General features: G+C 64.6%; 15 protein-coding genes. 11 read left to right on the plus strand and 4 right to left on the minus strand.

Annotated features, from left to right (window positions below; genetic code table 11):
- Window positions 1-172 precede the first annotated feature (172 nt).
- Window positions 173-3,700 carry a DNA polymerase III subunit alpha gene (gene dnaE / locus FBZ93_RS10010; protein WP_146985724.1) on the plus strand — a complete coding sequence of 1,176 codons (3,528 nt, stop codon included), beginning with the start codon at window positions 173-175 and terminating at the stop codon, window positions 3,698-3,700.
- A 204-nt stretch (window positions 3,701-3,904) separates the two neighbouring features.
- On the opposite strand, the gene FBZ93_RS10020 is transcribed toward dnaE, so the two are convergent.
- The 4 genes from FBZ93_RS10020 to FBZ93_RS10035 form a co-directional block, all read right to left on the minus strand.
- Window positions 3,905-4,765, minus strand: a complete 861-nt coding sequence (locus FBZ93_RS10020) for a class I SAM-dependent methyltransferase (RefSeq protein ID WP_146985725.1) — start codon at window positions 4,763-4,765, stop codon at window positions 3,905-3,907.
- Between the two features lie 131 nt (window positions 4,766-4,896).
- Entirely contained in the window at window positions 4,897-5,355 is a 459-nt protein-coding gene (locus FBZ93_RS10025) for a nuclear transport factor 2 family protein (protein ID WP_146985726.1), read from the minus strand.
- A 141-nt stretch (window positions 5,356-5,496) separates the two neighbouring features.
- Window positions 5,497-5,976, minus strand: coding sequence for a methyltransferase family protein (locus FBZ93_RS10030; protein WP_146985727.1), 480 nt, complete (start codon window positions 5,974-5,976; stop codon window positions 5,497-5,499).
- A 15-nt stretch (window positions 5,977-5,991) separates the two neighbouring features.
- Window positions 5,992-6,888 carry an NAD(P)/FAD-dependent oxidoreductase gene (locus tag FBZ93_RS10035; RefSeq protein ID WP_146985728.1) on the minus strand — a complete coding sequence of 299 codons (897 nt, stop codon included), beginning with the start codon at window positions 6,886-6,888 and terminating at the stop codon, window positions 5,992-5,994.
- A 93-nt stretch (window positions 6,889-6,981) separates the two neighbouring features.
- Between FBZ93_RS10035 and FBZ93_RS10040 the strand changes: the two genes are divergently transcribed.
- The 10 genes from FBZ93_RS10040 to bamA all read left to right on the plus strand — a co-directional run bounded on the left by FBZ93_RS10040 (window position 6,982) and on the right by bamA (window position 18,216).
- Window positions 6,982-7,656, plus strand: coding sequence for a TetR/AcrR family transcriptional regulator (locus tag FBZ93_RS10040; RefSeq protein WP_146985729.1), 675 nt, complete (start codon window positions 6,982-6,984; stop codon window positions 7,654-7,656).
- A gap of 297 nt (window positions 7,657-7,953) precedes the next feature.
- A complete protein-coding gene (locus FBZ93_RS10045) occupies window positions 7,954-8,946 on the plus strand; it encodes a 30S ribosomal protein S2 (RefSeq protein WP_146985730.1) in 993 nt (330 codons plus the stop codon).
- Between the two features lie 127 nt (window positions 8,947-9,073).
- On the plus strand, window positions 9,074-9,997 hold the full coding sequence (gene tsf / locus FBZ93_RS10050) for a translation elongation factor Ts (protein WP_024583511.1): 924 nt from the start codon (window positions 9,074-9,076) through the stop codon (window positions 9,995-9,997).
- A 70-nt stretch (window positions 9,998-10,067) separates the two neighbouring features.
- Window positions 10,068-10,784: a UMP kinase gene (gene pyrH, locus FBZ93_RS10055; protein WP_021079205.1), complete on the plus strand. Its 717-nt coding sequence runs from the start codon at window positions 10,068-10,070 to the stop codon at window positions 10,782-10,784.
- 73 nt (window positions 10,785-10,857) lie between these two features.
- On the plus strand, window positions 10,858-11,421 hold the full coding sequence (gene frr / locus FBZ93_RS10060; protein WP_024583513.1) for a ribosome recycling factor: 564 nt from the start codon (window positions 10,858-10,860) through the stop codon (window positions 11,419-11,421).
- 19 nt (window positions 11,422-11,440) lie between these two features.
- Complete coding sequence (locus tag FBZ93_RS10065; RefSeq protein WP_146985731.1) at window positions 11,441-12,199, plus strand: isoprenyl transferase; 759 nt, start codon at window positions 11,441-11,443, stop codon at window positions 12,197-12,199.
- Window positions 12,196-13,068, plus strand: a complete 873-nt coding sequence (locus tag FBZ93_RS10070; RefSeq protein WP_146985732.1) for a phosphatidate cytidylyltransferase — start codon at window positions 12,196-12,198, stop codon at window positions 13,066-13,068. The genes FBZ93_RS10065 and FBZ93_RS10070 overlap by 4 nt, the downstream gene beginning before the upstream one ends.
- A gap of 4 nt (window positions 13,069-13,072) precedes the next feature.
- Window positions 13,073-14,299: a 1-deoxy-D-xylulose-5-phosphate reductoisomerase gene (gene dxr / locus FBZ93_RS10075; RefSeq protein WP_146985733.1), complete on the plus strand. Its 1,227-nt coding sequence runs from the start codon at window positions 13,073-13,075 to the stop codon at window positions 14,297-14,299.
- Window positions 14,300-14,344: 45 nt separating this feature from the next.
- The gene (gene rseP / locus FBZ93_RS10080) at window positions 14,345-15,496 is read left to right on the plus strand and encodes an RIP metalloprotease RseP (protein WP_146985734.1); all 1,152 of its coding nucleotides are present in this window, start codon (window positions 14,345-14,347) and stop codon (window positions 15,494-15,496) included.
- Between the two features lie 176 nt (window positions 15,497-15,672).
- Complete coding sequence (gene bamA, locus FBZ93_RS10085) at window positions 15,673-18,216, plus strand: outer membrane protein assembly factor BamA (protein ID WP_146985735.1); 2,544 nt, start codon at window positions 15,673-15,675, stop codon at window positions 18,214-18,216.
- Window positions 18,217-18,246: the final 30 nt, after the last annotated feature.

The following is an 18,246-nucleotide window of genomic DNA, read 5'->3' on the forward strand; positions in this document are numbered from 1 at the left end:
CCCCTTCAATGTCCCCTTGGGGAAAAGCGGGAGGACCTGACACCACGCCGCGTTCGGCGTGGACTTGGCAGGGTGAAGGCCCCACGATGGGGATGCGAGTCGGGTCTGGCGCTTCCGAGCTCCGGCTTCGGCACTCGCTCCATCCCTGACGCAAGAGATCCCGTAAGCAGCCATGCCGAATGCCGGATTCGTTCATCTTCACGTACATTCCGCCTATTCGCTGCTGAAGGGCTCGATCAAGATCGCCAAGCTCGGCGAGCTCGCGAAGGCCGACCGCCAACCGGCGCTGGCGCTCACCGATACCGACAACATGTTCGGGGCGCTGGAGTTCTCCGACAAGATGGCCGGCTACGGCATCCAGCCGATCGTCGGCTGCGAGGTTGCGGTGGATTTCGGCGATGTCGACCCCAATACGCGGAGCATCCTGGCGACGACGGGACCTACGCGAATCGTGCTGCTGGCGGCACGCGAGCGCGGCTACCAGAACCTGATGCGGTTGAACTCGCGGGCGTTCCTGGAGACGCCGGTCAACCAGACCCCGCACATCAAGTTCGACTGGCTCACCGACTACGCCGAGGATCTGATCGCGCTGACCGGCGGTCCCGACGGGCCGATCGCGCTGGCGCTGCGCGCCGAGCAGGCGGCGCTGGCGGCCACGCGCTGCGAACGCCTGGCCGGCCTGTTCGGCGATCGTCTCTACATCGAATTGCAACGCCACGGCATCGACAAGGAGCGCCGCACCGAAGGCGGCCTGATCGATCTCGCCTATAGCAAGGGCCTGCCGCTGGTTGCGACCAACGAGCCGTATTTCGCCAGCAGCGACGACTACGAATCGCACGACGCGCTGCTGTGCATCGCCGGCGGCCACCTGATCGCCGAGACCAACCGCGAGCAGTTGACCCCGGATCACCGCTTCAAGACCCGCGCGGAGATGGCGGTGCTGTTCGCCGACATCCCGGAGGCGCTGGCCTCGACGGTGGAGATCGCCGAGCGTTGCTCGTTCCGTCCGAAGACCCGCAAGCCGATCCTGCCGTTCTTCACGGTCGGCGCCGCGCAGAGTTCCGACGCCGCCGCCGACGAGGCCGCCGAACTGAAGCGCCAGGCCGAGGAGGGGCTCGTCAACCGCCTGCGGGTGCACGGTCTCTCGCCGGGCATGACGGAGGAAGACTACAGCAAGCGGCTTGCCTTCGAGCTCGACGTCATCACCCGCATGAAGTACGCGGGCTACTTCCTGATCGTGTCGGACTTCATCAAATGGGCGAAGGCGCAGGGCATTCCGGTCGGACCGGGCCGCGGCTCCGGCGCGGGCTCGCTGGTCGCATGGGTGCTCACCATCACCGACCTCGATCCGATGCGGTTCGCGCTGCTGTTCGAGCGCTTCCTCAATCCGGAACGCGTCTCGATGCCGGACTTCGACATCGACTTCTGCCAGGACCGCCGCGGCGAGGTGATCCAGTACGTGCAGGAGCGCTACGGCCGCGACCAGGTGGCGCAGATCATCACCTTCGGTACGTTGCAGGCGCGCGGCGTGCTGCGCGACGTCGGGCGCGTGCTGCAGATGCCGTACGGGCAGGTCGACAAGCTGACCAAGCTGGTGCCGCAGAATCCCGCAGCTCCCGTGACGCTGGCGCAGGCGATCGAGGGCGAGCCCAAGTTACAGGCGTTCCGCGACGAGGATCCGGTGGTGGCGCGTGCCTTCGACATCGCGCAGCGCCTCGAGGGCCTGACGCGCCACGCCTCGACCCACGCCGCAGGTATCGTGATCGGTGACCGGCCGCTGAGCGAGCTGGTGCCGATGTACCGCGATCCGAAATCCGACATGCCGGTCACCCAGTTCAACATGAAATGGGTCGAGCCGGCGGGGCTCGTGAAGTTCGACTTCCTCGGCCTCAAGACGCTGACGGTGCTCGACGTCGCGGTCAAGCTGCTCAAGCAGCGTGACGTCCATGTCGACCTCGCGACGCTGCCGATCGACGATGCGCCGAGCTACCAGATGCTGGCGCGGGGCGATGTGGTCGGCGTGTTCCAGGTGGAAAGCCAGGGCATGCGGCGCGCGCTGATCGACATGCGGCCGGACCGCTTCGAGGACATCATCGCGCTGGTGGCGCTGTATCGCCCGGGCCCGATGGCGAACATCCCGACCTATTGCGCGCGCAAGCACGGCGACGAGGAATCGGAATATCTGCACCCGATCCTGGAGCCGATCCTGAAGGAGACCTTCGGCGTCATCATCTATCAGGAACAGGTGATGCAGATCGCGCAGCAGATGGCGGGCTACTCGCTCGGCCAGGCCGACCTGCTGCGGCGCGCGATGGGCAAGAAGATTCGCGCCGAGATGGACAAGCAGCGCGACATCTTCGTCGCCGGCGCGATGAAGAACGGCGTGGGGAAAGGGCAGGCGGAGACGATCTTCGAGCTGCTCGCCAAGTTCGCCGACTACGGCTTCAACAAGAGCCACGCGGCGGCCTATGCGCTGGTGTCGTACCACACCGCCTACATGAAGGCGCATTACCCGGTCGAGTTCCTGGCGGCGTCGATGACGCTGGAACTCAACAACACCGACAAGCTGTCCGAATTCCGCTCCGAGGCGCAGCGGCTCGGCATCAAGGTCGAGGCGCCCAACATCAACCGCTCCGGCCCGACCTTCGAGGTCAGCGGCAACACGATCTATTACGCGCTCGCCGCGCTGAAGGGCGTCGGCATCCAGGCGGTGGAGCAGATCATCGCCGAGCGCAACAAGAAGGGCGCCTTCACCTCGCTCGCCGATTTCGCCGCGCGGGTCAGCCCGCGCGCCGTCAACAAGCGGATCATCGAGAGCCTTGCGGCGGCCGGCGCCTTCGACACGCTGGACCCGAACCGGGCCCGCGTATTTGCCGGCGCCGATGCGATCCTCGCGGCGTGCCAGCGCAGCCACGAGGCGGCGACCTCGGGCCAGAACGACATGTTCGGCAGCGCGCCGGATGCGCCCAGCATCACGCTGCCGCAGGTCGAGCCGTGGCTGCCCGCGGACCGGCTGCGGCGCGAATATGATGCGATCGGCTTCTTCCTGTCGGGCCATCCGCTCGACGACTATGCGACCGCGCTGAAACGGCTGCGCGTGCAATCCTGGGCGGAATTCTCGCGCGCGGTGAAGACCGGCGCGACCGCGGGCAAGGTCGCGGCAACCGTCGTGTCGCGCATGGAGCGGCGCACCAAGACCGGCAACAAGATGGGCATCATGGGCCTGTCGGATCCGACCGGCCATTTCGAGGCGGTGCTGTTCTCCGAGGGACTTGCGCAGTACCGCGATGTGCTCGAGCCCGGCGCGGCCGTGCTGCTGCAACTCGGCGCCGAGCTGCAGGGCGAGGACGTGCGGGCGCGGGTGCTGCACGCCGAGCCGCTGGATCATGCCGCGGCCAAGACGCAGAAGGGCCTGCGGATCTTCGTGCGCGACACCAAGCCGTTGGAATCGATCGCCCGTCGGCTCAACATGCCGGAGGCCGCGCCCGCGCCGGGTGGCGCTGCAAAGCCGCCAGCGGTCAAGCCCGCGCCGGCAGCTGCGCCGCCGGCAGGTGCAGCCGACGGCGACGTCTCGCTGGTGATGATGCTCGACCTCGAGACCGAGGTGGAGATGAAGCTGCCCGGTCGCTACAAGGTGTCGCCGCAGATTGCCGGCGCGCTCAAGGCCGTCGCCGGCGTGGTCGACGTCCAGACGCTGTAGGGGCAGGGCGATCGCATTCGGCTTCCAAAGGAGCGATGCTTCGCTGCGCTTACCCAGGCGCAAAATGAAGACATTTCAATTTTGCATCGATCGAGGCGTCAGGCGGTTCGAGAAGGCGGCCATCTTGCTCGCCAGGCCCGCGACCACCATCGCCCTTCCTTTTGAGAGCGATACCGCTCGCGGCTACCGAAACCTGTTGATCCCTCAGCTTGCCGGATTGCGCGCCGTGACGATCCACGTCGCGCCGTCGATCATCACCGACCGCTCGCCGGGGCGATCCGCGAAGGCGGCACGAACGGCGGCCGAGGCGCGGTCGCGGATGTCGTCGGGCTGATCGGCGAGCAGGCGGGACAGCGGGCCGACCTCGAACGTCATCTTCACCGCGTTGTCGATCGCCGCGTCCCGCGTCGCGCCCTCGCCAAACGGGACGGAAACATCGAATGGCTCGATAGCAATATCGGTGAGGCCGGCCGCCGTCAGGATGCGAGCCACCCGCCCCCGGTCGCCGAACGAGAATGGACCGGGCGCTTCGGGATCGGGCAGCGCCGTCGGTGGGACGATGCCTTTGATCGCGCCCATCGGCAGGCGCACCCAATCGTTCTCGGCCGCGCCACGCCAGCAGACGAAAGCGATCCGCCCGCCCGGCTTGAGCGCGCGGCGCATATGGGCGAACGCCGCTGTCGGATCGTCGAAGAACATCACCCCGAAACGCGAGAACAAGATGTCGAACGCCCCCTCGGGCAGCTCGGCGCTGCTGGCGTCGGCCACCCGGAACAGGGCCGGCGTATGCTGTGGCGCAAGCGCGCGCGCTCGGGCGATTAGCGGTTCGGATATGTCCACGCCCAGCACTTGGCCCCCCGCGCCGACGCGGTCGGCCAGAGCCAGAGTAGACGCGCCCGCGCCGCAGCCGACGTCGAGCACGCGCTCGCCCGCCGCGGGCGCGGCGGCTTCGATCGCAGCCTCGCCGAACACCGCCAGCCTGGCGTCGAGCCGGGCCTGGTGGGCGATCCACCGCTCGCCGCTTTGGCCATTCCAGTCGGGACGATCGCCATTGTGCTGCGCCATGACATCTCCTTGTTCTGATTCGTTCTTAACTAAGCTGTCCGATGCCAAAGCGCGCTTCGTCTCCAGCGAGCCCGCCTCCACCAGTGATAAGGCGCCTTGCGCTGATGGCGGCATCACACGAATGGTTCGCGTTAGCTCACGATTGGGCCAGCCGCAGCTTCATCCAAACCAGCACGAGCTTGGATAGCGAGGCTTCGTTCTGCAGCCTGCGAGTCGAAGTATTCCTCAATCGAATAAACCTTGCCCCATCGCAACTTGAAGACGTGGACGCCCCTGTTCACATACAAGCTTTGGCCGTCAAGGAGCCTCGCGTTGGCCCGCCACTTGACGAACACTGTGGTATTCCATGGCCAACCCGTCACCTCGACCTGCTCAATATCTATGTGAAGCTTCGGGAAAACACGGCCCATGCGCTCGAACCACTGCTTCACCGATTGCTTTCCATGTCGCTCACCCCCCAACGCATGATTTCCGGCAACCCAGTGATACGCGTTTGGTGTTAGGCCTTTTGCAGCATCATCCCAACGCTGGTTGTTGACATGATCGAAGCTCCTGCGGATCTCTTTTTTGACAATTAGACTGTAAACCATTGATGCCCCCTGTTTTGGATAGCCGCCGGCTCTGCAAGACGGATGGATACTTTCCAGATACTGAGCTGCTCCGGGTAACGACGGCGATCTGTTGGGAAAGCTGGCTGACGGGCGGCCACGCAGACGACAGCGGCGCAATAGTCAAAGCCAGCGGCGAACCTCGGCCTTGTAGCGGCGGTAGTCGTCGCCGAACTTCGCTTCGAGATAGCGCTCCTCGCGGCTGATCACCTGCGTCTGGATCGCGATCAGCACCAACGGGAGCAAGGCGAAGGCGATCGGCCCGTCGAAGCCGATCGCAAGGCCGGCATAAATAAGCGCCATGCCGAGATACATGGGATTGCGGGTCCAACGATAAGGGCCGGTCGTTGCGATGAGGGTCGTTGGCTGCGACGGCGGAACGTTGGTGCCCAGCCGCCGGAACAGCCCCGCCGCCGCAAGCATCATCGTCGCGCCGGCAACGAACAGCAGCGCGCCGGTCGCGACCAGCAACCGCCAGTCGATGCTGAAAGAGCGCGGGGTGATGAAGCGCTCCGCCGCCAGCCCCAACAGCAGCGCTCCCAGATAGACGAAGGGCGGAGGGAAGCGCACACCCGCGCTGTCCGGTTCGACGGCCTTGCTCATCCTGCATCTGTGCTCTCAAACTACCATCGACTGCTGGGCGAAGATTCCCGCCATCGCGCCGTGCGATGATGCCAGGGTGACCGATGGCGGCGTGATGGGGTTGGCGAGGTCGCCGGCAGCGTAGATACCGGGCATGCTGGTTTCGCGGCGCTCGTCGACTTTGAGGATGATGCCGAGGGGCGTAGCCACGGTGGCAAGGCCCAGTGATTCATGCAGGCTTGCGGACGGCTTGTTGCGCGGATGTGCGAACAGGATGTCGACCGCGACATTGGGGCCCGTATCGAGCTTGACGGTGGCGTTATGGCCCCCGTGATGGGCGATCTCGATGATCCGGCCATCGACGACAGGTGTCTTGCGGCGCGCCAGATCGGCCCGGATATCGGGCGGAATGTCGTGACCATTGGCGAAGAGCGTCAACCTGTCGGTCCAATCGTGGAACAACCTGACCTGATTGTGCGACTGCGGGCCGGACCAGACGAGGCCCCAATGCTGACCGGCGACTTCAAAGCCGTCGCAATACGGACAAGGCACGATGGAGGTGCCCCAGCCTTCGGCAAAGCCCGGAATATCAGGCATCTGGTCGGCGACGCCATAGCTCAGGATCAGGCGACGCGCCCCAAAGCTTTCGCCATCGGAAGTGAGGACGTTGAAATCGTCGATGGCGCCGGAGACGCTTTCGGCCCGGGCACTGACCAGCTTGATCGTGGGATAACGCGCCAACTGCCGTCGCGCCTCGGCCAGGATGTCCAGCGGCGGCTTGTGATCGTGGCCGAGCAGTCCATGCGAGTGGCCGGCGAACCGGTTGCGTGGCAGGCCGGTATCGAGAACGGTGACCTTGCGGCGGGCACGGCCGAGCTGCAGGGCGCCGGCGAGACCGGCAAAGCTGCCGCCAATGATGATGACGTCATCCATGGTGATGGGCTCCTGCGAAGTGGCTTGCACATTTCAGATACTGTATGGTATCGTAATGCAAGAATTAGGATACTGTCAAGTACTGGAATTGTCGTGACCGAAAACAGCCAGGGCCGGCGCGGCCGGCCCGCTAACGAGGCGCTTGGCCCAACGATCGTCGACGCCGCGCGCGAACTCTTTGTGGAGTTGGGTTTTCAAGCGACGACATTGGACAAGGTCGCCCAGCGGGCGAAGATATCCAAGCTCAGCATCTACAGGCACTTCGAGAACAAGGAGGCGCTGTTCAGCGCGGCCATGGCGGCCGGCTGCCATCAGTTGTTTGCACCACAAGCCCTTCTTGAAGGCGTCGACGGTTCGGTCGAAGATCAGCTGATGGCGGTGGGATCATTACTGCTTCGCACGTTGCTGAGATCAGACGTCCGCAGTGTCGAAGCCATGGTCATGGCCGACAAGACGAGTCAAAACGCGTTAAGCAAGCTCCATTTTGAAGCCGGCCCCGCTTATGTCATCGCCCAAATCGAGGCCCTCTTGCGTCAGTTGCACGCGAAGGCGGTTCTGAACGTGCCCGATCCTCTCGGGTCCGCCCGCTTGTTTGCCGCGCTTTTCAAAGGATCCGATCTCCTGATGATCGCACGCTTCGATCAGGCGAAAGCAGAGGACCACAACGAAATCGAATCCTATTGCCGGTCGGCCGTCGCCATGTTCATCGCCGCGCACCGTGGCAACGACCACGCCGGCGGAGACCCAAGGTCAAAAGACAAAATTTGAATCGTGCGTGACCGCGTCGGTCGCCGGCCTGCTCCTTTGCATGGGGTTGTTTTTCGATATTTTGGCCGCGCGCACCTGCGATAGCCCTTGGGCCGGCAAACAGGGCCGTTTCGGCACGATTTGAGCCCATCCGGCCGGTGTAACCGGCCATATTTCCTTGCTTCTGGCGCAAATCGCGCTATATACCGCGCCATCTCACACGGAAACATGGCTCTCAAAGGCCGTCCGGTGGCAACCGGGCCATTCAGGCGCGTTTGCTCACACGTTTCCGGAGGAACCAACCGGAGAATTAGATCTATGTCGCTGCCCGAATTCAACATGCGTCAGCTTTTGGAAGCCGGCGTTCACTTTGGCCACCAGGCCCACCGCTGGAATCCGAAGATGCAGGATTACATCTTCGGCGCCCGCAACAACATCCACATCATCGACCTCGCGCAGACCGTGCCGATGCTGCACCGTGCCCTGCAGGCGGTCAGCGATACCGTCGCCAAGGGCGGCCGCATCCTGTTCGTCGGCACCAAGCGCTCGGCCCAGGACGGCGTTGCCGATGCGGCCAAGCGTTCGGCCCAGTATTTCGTCAATTCGCGCTGGCTCGGCGGCACGCTGACCAACTGGAAGACGATCTCGGCCTCGATCAAGCGCCTGCGCCATCTCGACGACGTGCTGTCGTCGGGCGAAGCCAACTCCTACACCAAGAAGGAGCGCCTGACGCTGCAGCGCGAGCGCGACAAGCTCGACCGTTCGCTCGGCGGCATCAAGGACATGGGCGGTCTTCCCGACATGATCTTCGTGATCGACACCAACAAGGAAGACATCGCGATCCAGGAAGCCCAGCGGCTCAACATCCCGGTCGCGGCGATCGTCGACACCAATTCGGACCCGAAGGGCATCACCTATGTGGTGCCGGGCAATGACGACGCCGGCCGCGCGATCTCGCTGTATTGCGACCTCGTGGCGCGCGCCGCCATCGACGGCATCTCGCGCGCTCAGGGCGATTCCGGAATCGATATCGGCGCCTCGGCTGCGCCGGTGCAGGAAGACCTCCCGGCGGCTGCGCCGTCCGGGTTCCAGGGCCTCGCTGGTCCGCGCGGCACCGCCGACAACCTGAAGAAGCTCACCGGCGTGTCCGGTGCGATCGAGAAGAAGCTCAACGACCTCGGCATCTTCCACTACTGGCAGCTCGCCGAGCTCGACCACGACACCGCGCACAAGATCGGCGAAGAAGTCGGTCTGCCGAGCCGTGCCGACGCCTGGGTCGCCCAGGCCAAGACGCTCGCCGAAGCGGAATAACAGTTACGCGGCGTGGCCGGGGTCTGCCCGGCCGCCGCTTTGCTTCCACGAACAACGATTTCCCTGTTGCAGACAGCGGCGCCATCGGGCGCCGCGGTTTCTGTACAGGCAAGAAGGACATTGAACGATGGCAACGATCTCTGCAGCGATGGTCAAGGAACTCCGCGAGTCGACCGGCGCGGGCATGATGGATTGCAAGGCGGCGCTGACCGAGACCGACGGCGACATGACGGCGGCGCAGGATTGGCTGCGCAAGAAGGGCCTCTCCAAGGCCGCCAAGAAGGCCGGCCGCGTGGCGGCCGAGGGCCTGATCGGCGCGCTGACCTCGGGCACCAAGGGCGTGCTGGTCGAGGTCAATTCGGAGACCGACTTCGTTGCGCGCAACGAGCAGTTCCAGGGCCTGGTCAAGATGATCGCGCAGGTCGCGCTGAAACACGGCTCCGACGTCGAGGCCATCAAGGCCGCCAAGGTCGGCGACTTCACGGTCGAGCGGGCGATCTCGGACGCGATCGCGACCATCGGCGAGAACATGTCGCTGCGCCGCGCCGCTTCGCTCGAGGTGAGCAAGGGCGTGGTGTCGAGCTACGTCCACAACGCCGTCGTCGAGGGCGCCGGCAAGATCGGCGTGATCGTGGCGCTGGAGTCCGCCGGCAAGACCGACGAGCTCGCGGTCCTCGGCCGCCAGCTCGCGATGCATGTCGCGGCGGCGAAGCCGCTGGCGCTCGACCCGGCCGGGCTCGATCCGGAGACCGTCAAGCGCGAGAAGGACGTGCTGGCCGACAAGTACCGCCAGCAGGGCAAGCCCGAGAACGTCATCGAGAAGATCGTCGATTCCGGCCTGAAGACCTACTACAAGGAGGTCTGCCTCCTCGATCAGGCCTTCATCCACGACAGCGGCAAGTCGGTTGCCCAGGCGGTGAAGGAAGCTGAGGGTAAGGTCGGCGGGCCGATCAAAATCGCTGGCTTTGTGAACTATGCTCTCGGTGAGGGAATCGAGAAGCAGGAAAGCGACTTCGCCGCCGAAGTCGCGGCCGCCAGCGGCAAGAAGTAACCGCTGACACCAGGCGTCCGGCGCTTTGCGCCGGAGGCCTGCCTGCGCGGGATAAGAAAGCGATCGCATCATGGCTGAGCCGATCTATCGTCGCGTGGTGATCAAGCTGTCCGGCGAATATCTGGCCGGCTCCCACGGGTTCGGTATCGATCAACCGACGGTCGACCGCGTCGCCGACGACCTGATCGCCGCCCGCAAGCTCGGCATCGAGGTCGCCGTCGTGATCGGCGGCGGCAACATCGTCCGCGGCGTCGAGGTGTCCTCGCGCGGCGTGTCGCGGCCGACCGGCGATACCATGGGCATGCTTGCGACCATGATGAACTGCCTCGCGCTCGAGGCGGCGATCGAGCGCAAGGGGACCCCGGCGCGGACCTTGTCGGCATTCGTGATGCCGGAGATTTCCGAGCTGTTCACCCGTAGTGCGACGCACAAATATCTCGCCGAGGGACGCATCGTCCTGCTCGGCGGTGGAACCGGCAACCCGTTCTTCACCACCGATACCACCGCCGTGCTACGCGCGGCCGAGATCGGCGCGCAGGCGGTGCTGAAAGCCACCAATGTCGACGGCGTCTACAACGCCGATCCGAAGAAGGACCCCAAAGCCAAGCGCTTCGACCGCCTGACCCATTCGCAGGCGATCGAGGGCGGCTACAAGGTCATGGACGCGACCGCTTTCGCGCTTGCCCGCGAGACGTCGCTGCCTATCATCGTGTTCTCGATCGCGGAGCCCGGTTCGATCGGTGCGATTCTGCGCGGGTCCGGACACGGCACGGTCGTCGCCGGCTGATTGCCGCGCCTCCGGGTCCGGATTTTGGACCCGAGGACGTCGACAGCCGGTTTCTAGTGAAAGGGAGAACGTCATGGCCGCACCTGGTTTTGACATCAACGACGTGAAGCGCCGCATGCAGGGCGCCACACAATCGCTCAAGCACGAACTCGGCGGTCTGCGTACCGGCCGCGCCGCGGCCTCCATGTTGGAGCCGGTCCAGGTCGAGGCTTACGGCTCGCATATGCCGCTCAACCAGGTTGCGACCATCAGCGTGCCCGAGCCGCGCCTGCTCTCGGTGCAGGTCTGGGACAAGACGATGGTGAAGGCGGTCGAAAAGGCGATCGTCGATTCCAATCTCGGCCTGTCGCCGGCGACCGAAGGTCAGGTGCTGCGGCTGCGCATTCCCGAGCTCAACGAGGAGCGCCGCAAGGAGCTCGTCAAGGTCGCGCACAAATACGCCGAAGCGGCCAAGGTCGCGGTGCGCCATGTCCGCCGCGACGGCCTCGACGTGATCAAGAAGCTCGAGAAGAATCACGAGATCTCCGAGGACGACCAGGAGCGCCTGTCGAACGAGGTGCAGAAGGCGACCGACGGCATGATCGTCGAAATCGATCAGCTGCTTGCCGCGAAGGAAAAGGAAATCCTGACGGTCTGAGACGGTACGGGAACAGCCGATGTCGAACGCCGCCGCCCCAGCAACTGACGGACCGGATCGCTCCGGCGGCCCGTTGCATGTGGCGATCATCATGGACGGCAACGGGCGCTGGGCCGCGTCGCGCGGGCTGCCGCGCGTCGAGGGCCATCGCCGCGGCGTCGAGGCGCTGCGCCGCGTGGTGCGCGCGGCCAATGAGCTCGGCATCGTCTATCTCACGATCTTTTCGTTCAGCTCGGAAAACTGGTCGCGGCCCGCCAGCGAGATCGGCGATCTGTTCGGCCTGCTGCGCCGCTTCATCCGCAACGATCTGGCGACGCTGCACCGCGACGGGGTGCGGGTGCGCGTGATCGGCGAGCGCGACGGGCTCGACGGCGACATCTGCGCGCTGCTCAACGAGGCCGAAGAGCTCACGAGGAACAATAGCAAGCTCAACCTTGTTGTCGCCTTCAACTACGGTTCGCGGGCGGAGATCGCCGCGGCCGCGCGGCGCCTTGCGCGCGAGGTCGCCGAAGGCAAGCGCGACGCCAACTCGATCGATGCCGACACGCTCGGGCACTATCTCGATGCGCCCGACATTCCGGATCCGGATCTGATCATCCGCACCAGCGGCGAGCAGCGGCTGTCGAACTTCCTGATGTGGCAGGCCGCCTATAGCGAGCTGGTGTTCGTGCCGATTCACTGGCCGGATTTCGACAAGGCGGCGCTCGAGGGCGCGATTGCGGAATACGGCAAACGCGAGCGCCGGTTCGGCGGCCTCGCCGCGAAAACCGGCTCGTGAGCGAGGGCGAAGCCGCGCCTGCGGCAGCAAGTGAGCAGCCGCCTGAGGCAGCAAGCGATCAGGGGTCGCGCAACCTCGCGATGCGCGTGGTTGCGGCGCTGGTGCTGGCGCCGGTTGCGATCGCACTGGCCTATCTGGGCGGCGTCGCCTGGTCGCTGTTGGTGACGCTGGCGGCGGTCGGCTTGTTTGTGGAGTGGCTTGCCGTCACCGGGTTCGGACGCGAACTCTACGTCGTGGTGCCCGGTGCCGCCGCGCTGCTGCTGATCGGACTTTGTTTGATGGCTGGCCGCATCGATGCGGCCCTGGACGTGCTCGCGGTCGGTGTGGTTGCTGTGGCGTTGACGTCGGGCGAGCGGCGCGGCTGGGCAATTGCGGGATTACTCTATGCCGCGGGCGCCGAGATCGCATCGGTCGTGCTGCGTCTCGATCCGGCGAAGGGCTTCGCTGCGCTGATGTTCGTGCTGCTGGTCGTGTGGGTCACCGATATCGGCGGCTATTTCGCAGGCCGCAGCATCGGCGGGCCGAAGCTCTGGGTACGGGTCAGTCCGAAGAAGACGTGGGCTGGCGCGATCGGCGGTTTCGTGGCGAGCCTGCTTGTTGCGGCCGGCTTTGCCGCCTTCGAGATCGGGACGACAGGACCGTTGCTGATGCTCGGAGCCGTGTTGTCGGTGGTCTCGCAACTCGGCGATCTCTTCGAATCCGCGGTGAAGCGGCGGTTCGGGGTGAAGGATTCGAGCCACATCATTCCCGGCCATGGCGGCCTGCTGGACCGCCTGGACGGATTTGTCGCGGCCGTCATTGTGGCGGCGATTTTCGGCTTTCTCCGTGGTGGCGCCGATGGCGTCGGACGCGGTCTTATGGTTTGGTGATGAGATGAGCGCAGTTCCGTTGCGTAACAACAAGGCCGCGGCGGCATCCGCCGTGCGGACCGTGACTGTCCTCGGTGCCACCGGCTCGATCGGCGACAGCACGATGGATCTGCTGCGTGGTGCGCGCGACCGCTACCAGGTTGAGGCGCTGACCGCGAACAGCAATGTCGAGGGTCTTGCCAAGCTCGCCAAGGAGTTCGGTGCGCGGTTCGCCGCCATTGCCGATCCGGCGAAGCTTTCCGAGCTGAAGGACGCGCTGGCTGGAACCCGGATCGAATGCGGGGCCGGGGAGAGCGCCATCATCGAGGCCGCCGCACGGCCGGCGGATTGGGTGATGGCGGCGGTCAGCGGTGCGGCCGGACTGAAGCCGGCGCTTGCCGCGGTCGACCGCGGCGCAACCGTCGCGCTCGCCAACAAAGAGTGCCTGGTCTGCGCCGGGGACATCTTCATGGAGCGGGCCAAGAAGGCCGGCGCCTGCATCCTGCCGGCGGACTCCGAGCACAATGCGCTGTTCCAGGCGCTGGCCTCCGGCAATCGCGAGGAACTGACGCGGGTGATCATCACCGCATCCGGGGGGCCGTTCCGCACCTGGGCTCCCGCCGACATCGAGCAGGCGACGCTGGAACAGGCGCTGAAGCATCCCAACTGGAGCATGGGGCAGAAGATCACGATCGATTCCGCCTCGATGATGAACAAGGGCCTCGAGGTGATCGAGGCGTCCTACCTGTTCGCCCTGGCGCCGGACGAGATCGACGTGCTGGTGCACCCGCAGTCGATCATCCACGGCATGGTCGAGTTCTCGGATCGCTCGGTGGTGGCCCAGCTCGGCACGCCCGACATGCGGATCCCGATCGCGCATTGCCTCGGCTGGCCCGATCGCGTCGTCGGCCCGTCCGCCAAGCTGGATCTCGCCAAGATCGGACAGCTCACCTTCGAGGCGCCGGACTTCCAGCGCTTCCCCGGCTTGCGGCTGGCGTACGAGGCACTGCGGCTCGGGCACGGCGCGACCACGGTCTACAACGCCGCGAACGAGATCGCGGTCGCCGCGTTTATCGCAGGCAAGATCAAGTTCGGCGCGATCGCCCGGCTGGTCGAGGCGACGATGAATGATTGGATCAGGTCCGGGAATCAGCCACCACTGCACTCGGCGGATGATGCGATTTCCGTTGACCATATCGCGCGAAATAGAGCTGCCGCCCTATTGCCTCAAATTGCCTTAAAGGCAACCTAGAGGGTTGGGGACGGAGCTTAATCGCTCTTGTCGAGGGGAATTCGGATGCCCGAGTATTTTCTTCATAGTATCAATGCGTTGAGCCATGGGCTTCTCGGCTATATCGTTCCGTTTCTCTTCGTCCTGACGATCGTCGTTTTCTTCCACGAGCTTGGCCATTTCCTGGTTGCGCGCTGGGCTGGCGTGAAGGTGCTGACCTTCTCCCTGGGCTTCGGGCCGGAGCTTGCCGGCTTCAACGACCGGCATGGCACGCGCTGGAAGATCTCGGCGATTCCGCTCGGCGGCTACGTCAAGTTCTTCGGTGACGACAGCGAGGCATCGACGCCGTCGACGGAGACGCTTGCCGCCATGACGGCGGAAGAGCGCGAAGGCAGCTTCCATCACAAGTCGGTCGGCAAGCGCACCGCCATCGTTGCGGCAGGCCCGATCGCGAACTTCATCCTCGGCGCCCTGATTTTCGCGGGCATGGCGCTCTATTACGGCAAGCCCAGCACGATCGCCCGGGTCGACGGCCTGGTCGCCGAGAGCGTCGCCGCGAATGCCGGCTTCAAGGTCGGCGACGTTGTCGTGGATATCGACGGCAGCGCCATCCAGAGCTTCGCTGACATGCAGCGGATCGTAGCGTCGAACGCCGGTTCAGAGCTTGGCTTCAAGGTGAAGCGGGACGGCGCGGTCGTCTCGCTCAAGGCGACGCCGGCGCTGAAGGAGGTCAAGGATCCCTTCGGCAACGCACACAAGATCGGCGTGCTCGGAATCGAGCACAAGGCTCAGGTCGGCGAAGCATCCAGCGCGCCGGTCGGCGTCTTCGAGGCCATGAAGATCGGCGTCGAGCAGGTCTGGTACATCATTTCCAGCACGTTCAAGTTCCTCGGGTCGCTGTTCGTCGGCACCGGCAATCCGGCCGAGGTGAGCGGTGTCATTGGAATCGCGAAGCTTTCGGGCCAGGCCGCGAGTGCCGGGTTCCAGTTCGTGGTCAATCTTTGCGCCATCCTGTCGGTCTCGATCGGTCTGTTGAACCTGTTCCCGATCCCGCTTCTGGATGGCGGACACCTGCTTTTCTACAGCGCAGAGGCGCTCCGGGGACGTCCGCTTTCCGAGCGGACGCAAGAGGTGGGTTTCCGAATCGGGCTGGGTTTGGTTCTGATGTTGATGGTGTTTGCGACGTATAACGACATCCTCAGGATCGCCGGGTCCTGAAACCGGGCTTTTCTGTGACGTTGCCGATGGGCAACGTCTTGGAACGAAAATGGAAATGTTCAGCTCTAGTAAGTTTGCCCCCTTGGCAAATTTGGCTACAAGCTGAGCGGCAGGTTGGGAATCTGTCGGGTCGTTGGGGAACGACTTGGCATTGTTAAGATAAGGGCGCGTTGCGCATGATGTTTGGAATGCGAGTGAGGGGGGGCTTGTTCGCCGCCTTGGTCATGTTCGCCGCGCCGGTGGCGGCCACTCTGTCGGCCGTAGCTGTGTCTGCGCCTGCGTATGCGCAGACGGTTGATTCGATCACGGTGGAGGGGAACCGCCGCGTCGAGCTCGAAACCATCCGCTCTTATTTCCATCCCGGACCGGGCGGTCGGCTGGGCCAGGCCCAGATCGACGACGGCCTGAAGGCGCTGATCGAGACCGGTCTGTTCCAGGACGTCCACATCGACCAGCGGGGCGGACGCCTCGTCGTGGTCGTGGTCGAGAACCCGGTGATTGGCCGCGTTGCCTTCGAGGGCAACAAGAAGGTCAAGGACGAGCAGCTCACCGCCGAAGTCCAGTCCAAGCCGCGCGGCACCTTCTCGCGTCCGATGGTGCAGTCGGATGCGCTGCGCATCGCGGAAATCTACCGCCGCTCCGGCCGCTACGACGTGCGGGTCAATCCGCAGATCATCGAGCAGCCGAACAACCGCGTCGACCTGATCTTCGAGGTCAATGAAGGCGTGAAGACGGGTGTGCGGTCGATCGAGTTCATCGGCAACAATGCCTATTCGGCGTCCCGCCTGCGCGACGTCATCAAGACCCGCGAATCGAATCTGCTGAGCTTCCTCGGCGGCAACGACGTCTATGACCCCGACCGGGTCGAGGCCGACCGCGACCTGTTGCGCCGCTTCTACCTCAAGAACGGCTATGCCGACGTCCAGGTCGTGGCTGCGCTGACCGAATACGATCCCGACAAGAAGGGCTTCCTGGTTACCTTCAAGATCGAGGAGGGCCAGCAGTACCGCGTCGCATCCGTCAACTTCACGTCGTCGATCAATACGCTCGATCCGAACGCGCTGCGCTCCTATTCGCGCGTCAATGTCGGCTCGCTCTACAACGCCGAGGCGCTGGAGAAGTCGGTCGAGGAGATGCAGATCGAGGCGTCCCGCCGCGGCTACGCGTTCGCGGTGGTCCGGCCGCGCGGCGATCGCAATTTCGACAATCACACGGTGTCGATCACCTTCGCGATCGATGAAGGTCCGCGCACCTATATCGAGCGCATCAACATTCGCGGCAACAGCCGCACGCGCGACTACGTGATCCGCCGCGAGTTCGATATCTCGGAAGGCGATGCCTACAACCGTGCGCTGGTCGACCGTGCCGAGCGCCGGCTGAAGAACCTCGACTTCTTCAAGACCGTGAAGATCACCACCGAGCCCGGATCCTCCAGCGATCGCGTCATCCTGATCGTCGATCTCGAGGAGAAGTCGACCGGCGACTTCTCGGTGTCGGGCGGTTATTCGACCACCGACGGCGCGCTGGCCGAAGTCAGCGTCTCCGAGCGCAACCTGCTCGGCCGCGGCCTGTTCGCCAAGGCCTCGGTGACCTACGGCCAGTACGCCCGCGGCTACTCGCTGTCGTTCGTCGAGCCCTATCTGCTCGACTACCGCGTCGCGCTCGGCCTCGATTTCTACCAGCGCCAGCAGTTGTCCAACAGCTACATCGCCTACGGCACCAAGACGCTGGGCTTCAGCCCGCGGCTCGGCTTCAGCCTGCGGGAAGATCTGTCGCTGCAGCTGCGCTACTCGGTCTATCAGCAGGAAATCACCCTGCCGTCGACGCTGAACAACTGTAACAACAATCCATTTCTCGCTGACGGTGTAACTCCCAATCCGGCGTTCAATCCGAGCCCGGCCTACGCGAACCTGAACGGGATCAGCCTGGTGTCGACCAATGGTCTCGGCTGCTTCTCCGATGGCGAAGCCTCGCTGCCGGTCCGCAAGGAGCTGGCGGGTGGCAAGACGCTGACCTCGGCGCTGGGCTACACGCTCAACTACAACACCCTCGACAACAACAAGAACCCGACCGACGGTCTGATCGTCGACTTCAAGCAGGACTTCGCCGGCGTCGGCGGCGACGTCAGCTACATCAAGTCCGCGATCGACGCGAAGTACTACACCCCGTTGGTGTCGGACATCGTCGGCGTGATCCACGCGCAGGGCGGTATCCTGAACAAGCTCGGCAGCGACGAACTGCGCATGCTGGACCACTTCCAGATGGGTCCGAACCTGGTCCGCGGCTTCGCGCCGAACGGTATCGGTCCGCGTGACATCAACCCGTACGGCACCATGGACGCCATCGGCGGCACCAAGTACTGGGGCGTGTCGGCGGAGCTGCAGATGCCGTTCTGGTTCCTGCCGAAGGAAGTCGGGCTCAAGGGCGCGGTCTATGCCGACGCCGGCGGGCTGTACGACTACAAGGGCCCGACCTCGTGGGCGGCGACGGGCGAAGTCAACCAGCCCGGCTGTGTCAGGCCGACCAACAACCCGCCGTCTCCGGGCACCTGCCTTGGTCTGAGCTATGACGACAGCAAGGTGGTCCGCACGTCGGTCGGTGTCGGCCTGATCTGGCAGTCGCCGTTTGGTCCGCTGCGCTTCGACTACGCGATCCCGCTGACCAAGGGTGCGTATGACCGCGTGCAAGAATTCCGGTTTGGTGGCGGTACGAGTTTCTAACACCGCCACTCGACCGGACTGCGACGGATG

Origin of the sequence: Bradyrhizobium macuxiense, from assembly GCF_007993935.1 — a bacterium.
Classification (GTDB): Bacteria; Pseudomonadota; Alphaproteobacteria; order Rhizobiales; family Xanthobacteraceae; genus Bradyrhizobium; species Bradyrhizobium macuxiense_A.